The 13327-nt window shown below is 68.7% G+C and carries 12 protein-coding genes; 3 read left to right on the top strand and 9 right to left on the bottom strand.

All coding sequences use genetic code 11. The features are described 5' to 3' along the window. Nucleotides 1–91: 91 nt before the first annotated feature. Together ATE62_RS14960 and ATE62_RS14955 are read left to right on the top strand one after the other, a co-directional pair. Nucleotides 92–667, top strand: a complete 576-nt coding sequence (locus ATE62_RS14960) for a phosphoribosyltransferase (protein ID WP_058810285.1) — start codon at nt 92–94, stop codon at nt 665–667. Next, nucleotides 660–1685: an adenosine deaminase gene (locus ATE62_RS14955; RefSeq protein ID WP_058810286.1), complete on the top strand. Its 1026-nt coding sequence runs from the start codon at nt 660–662 to the stop codon at nt 1683–1685. The genes ATE62_RS14960 and ATE62_RS14955 overlap by 8 nt, the downstream gene beginning before the upstream one ends. On the opposite strand, the gene ATE62_RS14950 is transcribed toward ATE62_RS14955, so the two are convergent. The 4 genes from ATE62_RS14950 to ATE62_RS14935 all read right to left on the bottom strand — a co-directional run bounded on the left by ATE62_RS14950 (nt 1676) and on the right by ATE62_RS14935 (nt 6330). Further along, nucleotides 1676–2134: a hypothetical protein gene (locus tag ATE62_RS14950; RefSeq protein WP_058810287.1), complete on the bottom strand. Its 459-nt coding sequence runs from the start codon at nt 2132–2134 to the stop codon at nt 1676–1678. The genes ATE62_RS14955 and ATE62_RS14950 overlap by 10 nt on opposite strands. Before the next feature lie 72 nt (nt 2135–2206). Then, on the bottom strand, nt 2207–3751 hold the full coding sequence (locus ATE62_RS14945; protein WP_058810288.1) for a DHA2 family efflux MFS transporter permease subunit: 1545 nt from the start codon (nt 3749–3751) through the stop codon (nt 2207–2209). Between the two features lie 9 nt (nt 3752–3760). Next, the gene (locus ATE62_RS14940; protein WP_443028867.1) at nt 3761–4912 is read right to left on the bottom strand and encodes an HlyD family secretion protein; all 1152 of its coding nucleotides are present in this window, start codon (nt 4910–4912) and stop codon (nt 3761–3763) included. Then, nucleotides 4912–6330, bottom strand: coding sequence for an efflux transporter outer membrane subunit (locus ATE62_RS14935; protein ID WP_058810290.1), 1419 nt, complete (start codon nt 6328–6330; stop codon nt 4912–4914). Before ATE62_RS14935 ends, ATE62_RS14940 begins: the two co-directional genes overlap by 1 nt. 65 nt (nt 6331–6395) lie before the next feature. Here ATE62_RS14935 and ATE62_RS14930 point away from each other — a divergent pair, with 65 nt between their 5' ends. Further along, nucleotides 6396–7040 carry a TetR/AcrR family transcriptional regulator gene (locus ATE62_RS14930; RefSeq protein ID WP_231736282.1) on the top strand — a complete coding sequence of 215 codons (645 nt, stop codon included), beginning with the start codon at nt 6396–6398 and terminating at the stop codon, nt 7038–7040. A 184-nt stretch (nt 7041–7224) separates the two neighbouring features. On the opposite strand, the gene ATE62_RS14925 is transcribed toward ATE62_RS14930, so the two are convergent. From ATE62_RS14925 to ATE62_RS14905, 5 genes are all read right to left on the bottom strand, one after another. After that, on the bottom strand, nt 7225–8265 hold the full coding sequence (locus ATE62_RS14925; protein WP_058810292.1) for a rod shape-determining protein: 1041 nt from the start codon (nt 8263–8265) through the stop codon (nt 7225–7227). Between the two features lie 164 nt (nt 8266–8429). After that, on the bottom strand, nt 8430–8813 hold the full coding sequence (locus ATE62_RS14920) for a reverse transcriptase-like protein (protein ID WP_156420682.1): 384 nt from the start codon (nt 8811–8813) through the stop codon (nt 8430–8432). Between the two features lie 17 nt (nt 8814–8830). Next, nucleotides 8831–10939, bottom strand: a complete 2109-nt coding sequence (locus ATE62_RS14915; protein WP_231736281.1) for a TonB-dependent receptor plug domain-containing protein — start codon at nt 10937–10939, stop codon at nt 8831–8833. Continuing rightward, entirely contained in the window at nt 10936–11802 is an 867-nt protein-coding gene (locus tag ATE62_RS23930) for a hypothetical protein (RefSeq protein WP_058810293.1), read from the bottom strand. Before ATE62_RS23930 ends, ATE62_RS14915 begins: the two co-directional genes overlap by 4 nt. Before the next feature lie 117 nt (nt 11803–11919). Then, on the bottom strand, nt 11920–13327 hold a 1408-nt coding region (locus tag ATE62_RS14905), incomplete at its 5' end, for a M56 family metallopeptidase (RefSeq protein WP_156422288.1).

Here is a 13327-nt window from a genome sequence, read left to right as displayed (position 1 = left end):
AAGCCATACACAATACCATACATAATAACGATACCCCGGAATGTCGAGTCCCCGGCTTGCGGGGCGTCGGCGGCAGGATTAGGCCCGGTCCATGGGCGACGAGAAAATCTTCATCGATGCGAATCACCTGCTCGCGGACTCGCTGCGGCTCGGCATGCAGGTGATCGACAGCGGCTTCAAACCGACACATCTCGTCGGCATCTGGCGCGGCGGCGCGCCGGTGGGCATCGCGGTGCAGGAACTGCTCGACTATCACGGCCAGCATTGCGACCATATCGCGATCCGCACCTCCTCCTACCACGGCATCGACCGGCAGGACCCGCAGGTGAAGGTCTTCGCCTTGGGTTATCTGATCGACACGCTCGATCCGACCGACCGCCTGCTCATCATCGACGATGTCTTCGACAGCGGGCGCAGCATCCGCGCCTTCATCGCCGAGCTGAAGGCGCGCTGCCGCCACAATATGCCGCGCGACATCCGCATCGCGACCGTGTGGTACAAACCGCGCCGCAACGTCACCGACTTGAAGCCCGACTATTACATCCACGAAACCGACCGCTGGCTGATCTTCCCGCACGAGATCGACGGTCTGAGCCCCGAGGAAATCCGCCGTCACAAGCCCGAGGCGGCGATCATCCTGCGCGAGGAGGAGGTGCCCGATGCCTGAGGCTTTTGCGTCGCGCGAGGAGCGCGCGGCCTTCATCGCCGGCCTGCCCAAGGCCGAGCTGCACCTGCATATCGAGGGCAGCCTCGAACCCGAGCTGATGTTCGAGCTCGCGCAGCGCAACGGCGTCGCGATCCCCTTCGCGAGCGTCGAAGAGGTCCGCGCGGCCTATGCCTTTTCGAACCTCCAGGATTTCCTCGACATCTATTATCAGGGCATGGGCGTGCTGATCACCGAACAGGATTTTTACGACCTGACCGCCGCCTATCTCGCCCGCGCGCGCGCCGACACTGTCCGCCACGTCGAGATCTTCTTCGACCCGCAGGGGCACACCGAGCGCGGGGTCGCGTTCGAAACCGTGATCGCAGGCATCACGCGTGCGCTGGACGATGCCGAGGCGCAGCACGGCATCACGTCCAAGCTCATCATGTGCTTCCTCCGCCATCTCAGCGAAGCCGAGGCCGAGGCCACGCTCGACGAGGCGTTGCCCTGGCTCGATCGCATCGACGGCGTCGGGCTCGATTCCTCCGAAGTCGGTCACCCGCCCTCGAAGTTCGAGCGCGTCTTCGCCCGCGCCCGCGGCCTCGGTCTGAAGATCGTCGCGCACGCCGGCGAGGAAGGCCCGCCGGCCTATGTCCATGAGGCGCTCGACCTGCTCAAGGTCGACCGCATCGACCATGGCAACCGCAGCCTCGAGGACCCCGCGCTCGTCGCGCGGCTCGCCGCCGAAGGCCTGACGCTCACCGTGTGCCCGCTGTCGAATTTAAAGCTCTGCGTGGTGGACGACATCGCCGCGCATCCGCTCAAGACGATGCTGGGCGCCGGGCTCAAGGCCACGGTGAACAGCGACGACCCGAGCTATTTCGGCGGCTATGTCGGCGCCAATTATCTGGCGGTCGCCGACGCGCTCGACCTGTCGAAGGCCGAGCTCGTCACGCTCGCGCAGAACAGTTTCACCGGATCGTTTCTGGACGAGGACACCAAGTCGAAACACCTCGCCGCGATCGACGCCTACGCCTGAGGCACCAGGAACTTCAGCCCCTGCAATTTGACCACGCTGTCGCCGACGCACACCGGCGCCGCGATCAGCCGCATCCAGCGCGGCGCGCCCATCGCCGGCCGGATCTCGGCATCGAGGGTGAAACCGCGGCGATGGCGGATCGCATAGGCGCGGAGCTTCTCCATCGCCGCGCGCGACGGTTCGGCATAGAGCGCGACCGCCTCGCCGCGCGACACCGCCGCGCCGTCGGGAAGCCCGAAAATCTCGTAGACCTCGCGCGACCAGCTCAGCCGATTGTCGGCGAGGTCGCACGACCATTGGCCGATATTGCCGAGGCGCGGCGACGCCGAGGCGATCAAGGGTTCGGCATCGAGCGAATCATAACCCAGCCATTGCCCCAGCTCGAAATGGCGCGCGCTTTCGTACAGCGGCCAGCTGTGATGGATCGGCAGGGGATGTCTGTGCTTCAACGCCGCGCCCTTCCGCTACGCCCCCTCAGGCTAGCGCGGGCCCCCTAACAAGTGATGAGCGCGCTCGCCAGCCTAATGCGAGGCGCCCATCGAGACTTGCTTGGGCAAGGGCGCGCACCACACCGCGACCGCCGCGATCACGAACACCACCCCCGCGGCGAGGAACAGGTGGAGCACGCCGATCGTCGCCGCCTGCACATCGACCAGCCGCTCGATCGCCGCGCGCGCCTGTTCGAGCGTCAGCCCGGCGCGCTGGAGCTGGTCCATCGTTTCCGACGTCCCGTTCATATGGCCGACGAGTTCGGAGCGCGCGACGCGGTTCTCGGTGTCCCACGCCGAGGTCGCGATCGCGGTGCCCATCGCCCCGGACAAGGTCCGCAGGAAGCTCATCAGCCCCGCCGCCGAGGTCTGCTTGTCGGGCGGCACGCTCGACAAGGCGAGCGCGGTCAGCCCGACGAAGAAGAAGGGCATGCCCATGCCCTGAAGCAGGTGCGGCATGGCCAGCGTCCAGTAGTCGACGTCGGCGTTCCAGCTCGCGCGCAGGATCGAGATGAAGGCCATCCACAATATGCCCGCGCTGATCGAGATTCGGATGTCGATCTTGCCGATCAGGCTCGCCGCCAGCGGCGACATCAGCACCGCGAAGACCCCGATCCACGCGACGATATAGCCCGTCTCGGTCGCGGTATAACCCGCGACCTGCTGGAGCCACAGCGGCGTCAGCACGACCTGCGCGAAGAAGGCGCCGAAACCCAGCGAGATCGCGATCGTCGCGAAGCTGAAGCCGCGGAAGCGGAAGACGCGGAGGTCGACGACGGGATTCTCGTCGGTGAGCTCCCAGATCACGAAGGCGGCGAAGGCGATCGCCGCGACGATCGCGAGCCCGATGATCCACGTCGATTCGAACCAGTCATGCTCGCGCCCGGTATCGAGCATCAGCTGGAAGGCGCCGACCGACAGCACCAGCAGGATCAGCCCGATCGTGTCGATCCGCGCCTTGGCCTTCTTGGTCTCGAAGGGGCGGAGCAGGCTCGCAACGCCGAAGGCGCAGAGCGCGACCACGGGCAGGTTGATGAAGAAGATCCACGGCCAGCTCCAATTGTCGCTGATCAGCCCGCCGAGAATCGGGCCCAGGATCGGCGCGGTCGTGGTCGTCATCGCCCAGATCGCGAGACCGATCCCCGCTTTCTCCTTGGGGAAGATACGCAGCAGCAGGATCTGCGACAGCGGCATCAGCGGCCCGCCCGACAACCCCTGCAGGATGCGGAAGGCGATCAGCCCGTCGAGCGTCTGCGCGATGCCGCACAGGAAGGAGAAGATGCCGAAACCGACGATCGAATAGAGGAACCAGCGCACCGTGCCGAAGCGCATCGCGAGCCAGCCGGTGAGCGGCACGCTGATCGCGTCGGCGACCGCATAGCTGGTGATTACCCATGTCCCCTGGGTCGGCGACACCGCGAGGCCGCCCGCTATATGCGGCACCGAGACATTGGCGATCGTGGTGTCGAGCACGACGACGAAATTGGCGAGCGCCAGCGCGAAGGCCGCCACGAACAGCCGCACCCCGGTCAGCGGCGCGGGTTCGTCCGGCAGGGTGGTGGCGGCGGCGCTGGCCATCGGCTCGGATCAATCCTTGCCACGCGTGTCGATCGTCGCTTCCATCGACAGCCCGACGCGCAGCGGATGCGCCTTGAGCTCCTTCGGGTCGAGCGCGATGCGCACCGGCAGGCGCTGCACCACCTTCACCCAATTGCCCGTCGCATTCTGCGCGGGGATCAGCGAGAAGGCCGCGCCGGTGCCGCCGGCGATGCCGATGACCTTGCCGTGGAAGACGACATCGTCGCCATAATAGTCCGACACCAGCTCGACCGGCTGGCCGATGCGGATGTCCTTGAATTGGCTTTCCTTGTAATTGGCGTCGACATAGGCGGTCGAGATCGGGACGATCGTCATGATCGGCGCGCCCGCCGCGATGCGCTGCCCCACCTGGACCTGCTTGTTCGTCACGATGCCGTCGACCGGCGCGCGGATGACCGTGCGCGCGAGGTCGAGCTCGGCCTTTTCGAGCCGCGCCTGCGCCGCGGCGACGTCGGGCGCGCTGTCGATCGTCGTCCCGCGCACCAGCGCCTCGGCTGCGCCGAGATCACCGCTCGCCGATCCCTGCGTCGCCTGCGCCGAGGCGATCGCCGCCGACGCGAGATCGCGGGCCGCGCTCGCCGACTGGAGCGCGGCGCGCGCGGCGGTGATTTCCTCGGCCGAGACCGCGCCGGTGCCCGCGATGCTCTCACGCCGCGCGAGTTCGGCGCGCGCCTTTTCGACCGCCGCATTGGCGTCGCGCAGCCGCGCGCGCGACTGGTTGACATCGGCACCGCGCGCCACCACGCGCGCCCGCGCCGCATCGGCGTTGGCGCCCGCCTGGCCGTAGCGCTGGCGCGCGAGACGCAGCGCCGCCTGCGCGTCGGCGACCGCGAGCCTGGCGTCGGCATCGTCGAGGATGACGAGGATGTCGCCCTTCTTCACCGCCTGCGTGCCCGCGACGCGCACTTCCTGCACCGGCCCCGCGACGAGCGCGGTGACGACGGCGGAATCGGCGCCGACATAGGCGTTGTCGGTGTGCACGCGCCCCGCCTGCGTCAGATAATACCAGGCCGCCCACAGCAGCGCCGCGGACAGGACGACGATCGCCAGGATGCGCAGGAATTTCCTGCGCTTGGCGCCATTGCCGCCCAAGTCGGGGGAGGTTTCGGCGGGGGTCGCAGCCGTTTCGTCGGCCATCATCACTCTCCTGTTGAAGTCTGGTACCCGCCGCCGAGCGCACGGATCAGGGAAATGTCGAGCGCGAGCTGGCGCGCCTCGAGGTCCGCGACCGCGCGCGCCAGCGCGACCGCGCTGTCCTCGGCGGTGAGCACCGCGATCTGGTTCGAGAGGCCGGCGCGGTAGCGCAGGCTCGCGAGCTTCGACGCCTCGGCCGCCGCCGCCAGCGCCGCGCGGCGCTCGGCCAGCTGGCGCGCATTGGCAGTGCGACTCTGAACAATATCGGCGACCTCGCGCAGCGCGCCGATCAGCACCTTGTCGTAGTTGCCCACCGCGACGTCATAGTCGGCGCGCGCACCGCGATAGCGGCCCTGCAGCCGCCCGCTGTCGAAGATCGGCAGCGTGAAGGCGACCCCGCCATTGCCATATTCGGAGCCCTTGTCGAACAGGTTCGACAGGCCGAGCGACTGCAGGCCGACGAGCGCCGACAGGCTGATGTTCGGATAGAAATCGGCCTTGGCGACATCGATGCGCTTTGCCGCCGCCTCGCTGCGCAGCCGCGCGGCGACGATATCGGGACGCCGCCCGACGAGCGCGATCCCGGCATCGGCGGGGAGGCCCGCGGCGGGCACCGCCAAGGTCGGCCGCGCCAGCGCCAAACCGCGATCGGGGCCCGCGCCGACCAGCGCCGCGATGCGGTTGCGGGTGAGCGCGATGGCTTCCTCGAGCGCGACGATGTCGCCGCGCGCCGCGGCGGCGCGGCTCTCGGCCTGGCGCTGCGCCGACAGATTTTCGATCCCCGCCCGGGCACGCTCGGCCGAGAGGGTGCCGCTCGCGTCGCGCACGCGCAGCGCGTCCTTCGCGACATCGAGCGCGGCGAACTGCCCCGCGAGGTCGGCATAGGCCGCCGCGATTCCGGTGGTCAGCATCAGCCGCGCCTGCGCCGCATCGACGCGCGCCGCCTCGGCCTCCGAGGTCGCCGCCGCCAGCGCCGCGCGATTGCGGCCCCAGAGGTCGAGGTCGAAGCCGAAGGTCGCGGCGAGGCGGCCGGTGTCCTGGATGCCGTCGGGCACGAACTGCGGCGGGATGCCCATATTCTTGCTCTGCTGGACGCCGCCCGCACTGCCCTCGACCCCGACGCGCGGGCCGAGCGCCGCGCCCGCCTGCTGCGCCAGCGCATCGGCGGTGCGCACGCGCGCCGCGGCGATCGCCACGTCGGGCGACCCCGCCAGCCCCTCGTCGATCAGCGCCGTCAGCTGCGCATCGCCCATCGCCTGCCACCAGCCTTCGGCGGGCCATTGGCCGGATGCATCGGCGAAGGAGGCGCGCGAGTCGAGCGACTCGGCGGCGACCGGAACGGGCTTGGGCCCGACGTCGGGGGTGCTCACACAGCCCGCAAGCAGGCCCAAAAGCGCGGTCGAGAGAAAAAATCTGGAGAGCATGGCGTCCAACGATACTAGCTGGTATCATGCGCCAATGAACCCCGGAGAATGCGTTGTCAATTGAAATGATACCAGACAGTACGACGGACACCGTAACGCTGGACGACGCCGCCGCGGCGCGGCGCAAGGCGTTCGTCGACGCCGCCCGCGCGCAGTTTTTCGCCAACGGCTATGCGGGCACGACGATGTCGTCGATCGCCACCAAGGTCGGCGGGTCGAAGACCACGCTCTGGACCTATTTCCCGTCGAAGGAGGAATTGTTCGCCGCGGTCGTCGACGACATCGTCGGCGAATATGGCACCGCGCTGCACGTCGACCTGCCCGTCGACCGGCCGGTGGTCGAGGTGCTCACCGGTTTCGGCAATATCTTGATGGCGGCGCTGGTGACGACGCCCCTGCTCTCGCTTTTCCGCCTCGTCGTCGGCGAGGCCGAACGCTTCCCGCATCTCGCCGAAACCTTCTACGAGCGCGGTCCACGCCGGGGGAAGGCGCGCGCCGCGCTGTGGGTCGCCGAGAAGATGGTACGCGGCGAACTGCGCCAAGGCGACCCGATGCAGGCGGTCCGCCATTTCTCGGGCCTCTGCCAGTCGGGCCTCTACCAGCATGCGGTGCTCGGCCTGCCCGAAGGCCGCGACACTTCGCGCCTCGCCGCCGAGGTCGACGCCGCGGTCGACACCTTCTACCGCGCCTGGGGACCCGAAACGCGCTGAACCGGCGCCGGGGAAGCGCCGGGTCGCGCCTTCAGCCTGCTCCACCGCATCGCAACACGCCCGGCACGAGCCCGGGCGCCTTCGGGCGCCGGCTCTGGAAACGCAATCGCGCCGCTCTCCGGGGGGGGGTGGAGAACGGCGCGACGCGTGCGGCTTTGGGGAAAGCCGCTGGGGGAAGCTTCGATCAGGCGGCGATCAGCACGCCCTGATAGTCGGGCTCCTCGGCCGCGCGCCCCGCGCCCATCGCGACGCACATCAGCGCATCGTCGGCGACCGCGACGTGCAGCCCCGTCGCGCTCGCGATCGCCGCGTCCATCCGGCGGAGCAGCGCCCCGCCGCCGGTCAGCACGATGCCCTCGTCGATGATGTCCGCCGACAATTCGGGCGGCGTCGCCTCGAGCGCGGCGCGCACCGCGCCGACGATCTGCCCGACGGGCTCGGCCAGCGCCTCGGCGATCTCGGCCTCGGTGACCTGCACCTCCGACGGGCGGCCGTTGACGAGGTCGCGCCCCTTGACCCCCATCACCAGCCCGATGCCATCGGGCGGGGTCGCGCAGCCGAGCAGCAGCTTGACGCGCTCGGCGGTCATCTCGCCCACCATCAGATTATGCTTGCGGCGGATATAGGAGGCGATCATCTCGTCCATCTTGTCGCCGCCGACGCGCACCGAGGTGCTGTAGGCGATGCCGCCGAGCGACAGCACCGCGACCTCGGTCGTGCCGCCGCCGATGTCGACGACCATCGCGCCCTGCGGCGCGGTGACCGGCAGCCCGGCGCCGATCGCCGCCGCGAGCGATTCCTCGATCAGCCGCACCGACACCGCGCCGGCGTTCGACGCCGCATCGCGGATCGCGCGGCGCTCGACCATCGTCGACGCCGCGGGAACGCAGATCACGACATGGCTGCGGCGGCGAAAGCGGCTGGGTCCGCCCAGCGCCTTTTCGATGAAGTGCGACAGCATCTGCTCGGCGACGCCGATGTCGGCGATCACCCCGTCGCGCAGCGGACGAATCGCCTGGATATTGTCGGGGGTCTTGCCCAGCATCAACTTGGCCTCGTTGCCGACGACCTTGACGCGCTGGACGCCGCCGCGCGTTTCGAGCGCGACCACCGAGGGTTCGTTGAGCACGATGCCCTGGTCGCGGGCATAGACGACGGTATTCACCGTGCCGAGGTCGATCGCCATGTCGTGCGCGGAAGAAGTAAGGCGGCGGAAAAACTGCATCTGGAAGTGCGGCCCTTTGGGAATGAGGACGCGCGGCTGGCCATAAGGCGCCCGCGCTGTGGTTGGTCTCCCTCTCGCCTGCGACCGGCGCCGGGGCGCGTCAATCGCCCGCACCCTACGCGGTGACAGGCCGGTGGTTTCTCAGGTCCGGCCGAAGCCGCGGACTATCGCGGATGGAGCCGCGCGAGCGCGATCCCCGCCAGATTCTGCGCGCGCCCGATATGGCGGACTCGCGGGGCCGCCGCTTCACCCGCCAGTGCGCGAAAGACGGCGAGATGCTGCGACGCCCTGCCACGTGCGGGTACGACGCCATTCGCCTGCGCCACGACCGCCGCCGCGTCGCCGAGCAGCAGTATATCGTCGAGCCCCCGCGCCCGCGCCAGCCGCAGCGCCGCGATCAGCGCCAGCCACTCGGCGTCGAGGCTGCTGCCGACGCCGATATCGCGCTCGACATGAGCGACGCCGCGGCAGACGACGGCGATCTCCATCGCCCCCGGGTTCGGCCGCGCGCCGCCGTCGAAATAGATTTTGGTGCGGCGGGTCGTCACCCCGCCATGCTAGACGCTCAAAACGTCCCGCGCACCGAAAAGGAGAAGATCGGGCCGATCAGCCGGTTGCGATCCTCGATGAAGTCGATGTCGCTTTCGCCGCGCACGCCCTCATACACAATACGGTCGCGGCGCGAGCGCGCGTTGACGATATTGTTGATCGTCGCGCGGATCGTCAGCCCCATCACATCCTTGTGCTCGACAAAGACCGACGCCCACACCGGCCCTTCCCACACCTTGTCGACCTGGTTGCGGCGGTAGTTGGGCTGGTAATGCGCATATTCGGCATTCGCGCCCCACGCGATATCGCTGCCCGGGATGTCGTGGCGCACCCCGATCGAGGCGACGGTGTCGGTGAAGCCGCTCCACTGGCGTTTCTCGCCGGTGAAGGGATCGCGCAGCGAGCTGGTCTGGAGCAGCAGCCGCGGCTCGAGCTTCATCCCCTTAATCCCGGCGGGATCGAGGTTGATCGTCGCGGTCCAGTCGATCGCGCTCGCCTTCGCCTTGGCGATATTGCCCACCGCCTCGCCGCCGCCGTCGACGGGGATGATGTCGACGCGATCCTCGACGTCGCGGTGGACGAGGATGATCTTGGTCGAGCCCCAGGCGCCCAGCTTCTTGTTGATCTCGGCCTCGTAGCTCCAGTCCTGCTGCGGGCGGAGGTCGAAATTGGTCTCGTTCTGGTTGCCGTCGTTGAGGAAGGCGCGGCCGAGGAAGTCGTAGAAGGAAAGCTGGAGCACGCGCCGCCGGATTTTGAGCGAAGCATCGAAATCGGCCGAGGGCTTCCACGACAGCGTCAGCGAGCCCTTCGGCCGCGCGAAGCTGCGGCTGACGCCATCGGGCCCCGCCTGGACGATCGTCGAATGTTCGGCCCCCGCGACCAGCTGGAACGAGAAAGTGTCGGTGATCTTGCGTCCGAAGCTCAAGAGCCCCTCGTAACGGTCTTCGCTGACCCCGCCGGTACCGGGCAGGAAGGGTTTTTTGTCGAAGCTGCCGTCGGGTTGGAGCTCGCCAGTCGACGCGACATTGTCGAGCGTGTTGAACGCGGCCTCGCCCGACAATTGCCAGTCGCCGCCCCACATCTTCCACTGATATTCGCCGCGTGCGATCGTCTCGCCGAGGTCGCCGACCTGCGCGAAGCGGTCGCCCTCCGCGAGGCGGCCGTCTGCGAAAGTCGTGATGACTTCGGACGAATAGGGTTCGTGGCTGAAGCGCCGCAGCCCGATCAGCTTGAGCTTGCCGGGACCGACGCCGAACTGATAATCGCCGCTGATCTCGTAATTCCAGCTGTCGGCCTTGTCGCGCACGGTGCGGAAACGGTCGACGAGGCCGGGCCCGCTGCGCACGCCATCCTCGTAATAGCGGTCGTATTTGCGCTGATAATGGCCGCCGAAATTCGCCACGGTGTCGCCCGCGGGATCCCAGGTGATGCGCCCCGACAATTTGGGCGTGTCGAAATGAGTGTTCCACACGTCGCGCCGCCGCTCGATGATATTGCCCGCGCCGTCGGTGATGATCGTCGGCCCGCCGGCACCGCTGCGCGCCGAATCGTCGTTGCTGAGCGCCGCCTCATATTCGATCTCGCCCTTGCGCCCGCGCACCGACACGTCGCCGCGGGTGAACAAAGGATCGGTGTAATGCGGACGGAATTGCGGCTTCCACGAGAACTGGCCCGAGAAACTGTCGGCGCGGTAGACGATATTGGCGACCTGCCCCGACAGGCCGGGGATGTCGAGCGTCGCGCCGTCGACGATCTCGATGCGTTCGACGTTGCCCGCGGGGATGCGCGACAATTGGGTGTACATGTCGTCGGCCTTGTTCGACGGCCTTTCGCCGTTGAACAGCACATTGCCCGTCGCGACCCCCAGCCCGCGGAGGTTCTCGTTGTCGCGGATCGAGAAGCCGGGGACCTGGATCAGCATGTCATAGGCGTTGTTCGGCGCGTAGCGCGCGAAATCGGCAGGGCTATAGACCTGCCCCTGCGTCCGCTGGCCGCCGACCGGCGCCTCGGTCGGCGCGGGCGGCGGGGTGTCGCCGGTCGGGGCGTCCTGCGCCGCGGCCGGGACCGACGTCAGGACCGCGGCGACCGCGGCAAGGCTCGTCCCCAGGCTCTTTCGATGGTTCACCGGGTGCCCCCTGCCGCGCCGTTCATCCGCCGGGCATAGTCGCCCGTCACCCCCATCGCCTTCATCCCGATCACATCCTCTGCCGATAATTTCGCGTAGCCCGCGGCGCGCAGCTCGCGGACATAGTCGCCGGTGACTCCCAGCGCCTTCATGCCGGTGACGTCGTCGATGCCGAGCTTGGCAAAGCCGGCCGCATTGAGGTCGCGGACATAATCGCCCGACACGCCGAGCGCGCGGAAGGCGACGGCATCGTCGACCTCGCTCAGCTGCAGCGACGTGCCCTTGAAGCCGCGGACATAATCGGGGGTCACGTCGAGCGCCGCCGCCGCGATCAGTTCGTCCGAATCCGCGGGCTTCACCCCCTCGGCGGTCAGCCCGTCGGCGAGTTCGACCGTCGCATCGACGATGAACATCGCAAAGAGGTCGCCGCGCGTGTCGGGCGTCAGCCCGCGTGCCGCGAGCTCGCGCTCGAAGCCCGCATCGGGGGTAAAGCTGCACCGCCCCTCGCCCTTGTAGCTCTTCGCCAGCGTGCCGCTGCATTCGAGCGTGCCCGACGCGTGGCGCACCGCAAAGCGCACCGGTCCAGTGCCGCCCAGCGCGCTTTGCGCCGCGTCGAATTCGGGGCGCTGCACCGACAGGTCGGCGTCGAGCGACAGGTCGCTGCTCGACTTGGCGTGGCTCAGGCGCAGCTTGGGCGCCCCCTCCTTGCCCCCGGCGGGCTCGACGGTCCAGCGCACGTCGCCGCGCTCGGCGCCATTGTCCGTACCGGCTTCCTGCGCCGCCGCCGTCGCCGGCTGGCTGGGCGTGGTGCAGGCAAGCACCGACAGGATCGCCAGGCTCGAGGCGAAAATCAGGGTCTTCATGGCAACACTCCTCCCTTCGTGCGCCAGACGAGCGCCATCGCTCGCCGCCGCAGCGACATTTTTCAAAACAGCTTCGATCAGCAGCTTGTGGGTGCGGACGAACGTCCGGACGTCAGCTCAATGGGTCGGCGGCACCGGGGGCACGGGCGCCGCGGGCATTTCGACGCGCGCCACCGACCCGTCGGCATCGCGCACCTCGATCACCCCGGCGCCGGGCCCCGGACCCATCCGCACCGTTGCCGACTTGGGTCCCTTGTCCCCCTTGCCGCCCTTGGACGCCTTGCTGGCGACGAACATGCCCGTCGCGCGCAATTCGATCGCATCGTCGGCATCGCGCATGCGCACCCCCGACTTCTGCATCTCGGTGACGAAATCGCAGTCGACCCCCATCGATTTGAGCGCGATCAGGTCGTCGATCCCGACGCCGGGGAAATGCGATTTCATGTCGCGGGCGAAGGCCGGCGTGACCCCCAATTGCCGCGCGCCGACCAGCTCGCCGAAATCGGCGCCGCGGACGATCCCGCGCATCTCGCGGATATAGGCGGGGTCGAGCCCGCTCGCGCGCGCCGCGATGATGTCGTCGGCGTCGAGCGCGCCGCCATGCTCGCGCATCTCGGCGACATATTCGGGCGTAACCCCGACCGCGCGCATGCTCACCAGCTCGTCGGCGGTCAGCGCCTTGGCCTTCGCCGCCGCGACGTCGCGGTCGGCCTCGGCGACAACGCGCGCCGCATCGGCGGACTGCGATTCGGCCAGTGCCTTTGCCTGCGACACTTCGGCGACGGCTTTCTCGACCGCCGCGTCGCGGTCCGCGGTCGCCGAAAAGGCCGCCAGCGGCGCGGTGACCCCCGCGAGCAGCAACAGGCTCATCAGCATCCAGCTCGCGCTCGCCGGACCGCGCTTCAGCCCGCTGTCGAGCACGCGGGTGATGCGGCGCTTCAGGCTCGACTTGCCCGGCGCGACGCCATGCGCCGCGAGCAGCGCGCCCTGGTTGTCGTGGCGCGCCGCGCCGACCAGCAGGCTCGCATAGTCGGGGCCGTCGATGTCGGCCATCAGCACCGCGTCGTCGGCGGCTTCCTCGCGCAGCTGATGGCTCTCACGCGCGAGCATCCACACCAGCGGATTGAACCAGAAGACCGCGCAGGCGACGCGCGCGCCGAGCAGCTTCGCCCAGTCGAGCCGCGCGACATGCGCCAGTTCGTGCGCGATGATCGCCTCGGCCTCGCCGGTCGCGCTCACCGCCTTGGGGCTCAGCACGATCGTCGGGCGCAGCACGCCCCAGCTGATCGGCGAACGCAATTCCTCGCTGACGAGCAACGCCGTGCCATGCTTGAACCCCATGCGCCGCTGCGCCTCGGCCAGCGCCGACAGCCACGAGCCGTTGGTCAAGATCTCGGCGCGGCTCCGCATCGCGAACAGCCGCACCACCGCGAGCAGCATCACTCCGAACAGCAGCGCCAGCGGGATCGCATAGAGAAAGGGGGCAAGGTCACCTGCCGCAAAAACGATCGGCGGCGATCCCGCC

This window comes from Sphingopyxis sp. HIX, assembly GCF_001468285.1.
Classification (GTDB): domain Bacteria; phylum Pseudomonadota; class Alphaproteobacteria; order Sphingomonadales; family Sphingomonadaceae; genus Sphingopyxis.
This window is presented reverse-complemented; position numbering and strand designations above follow the sequence as displayed.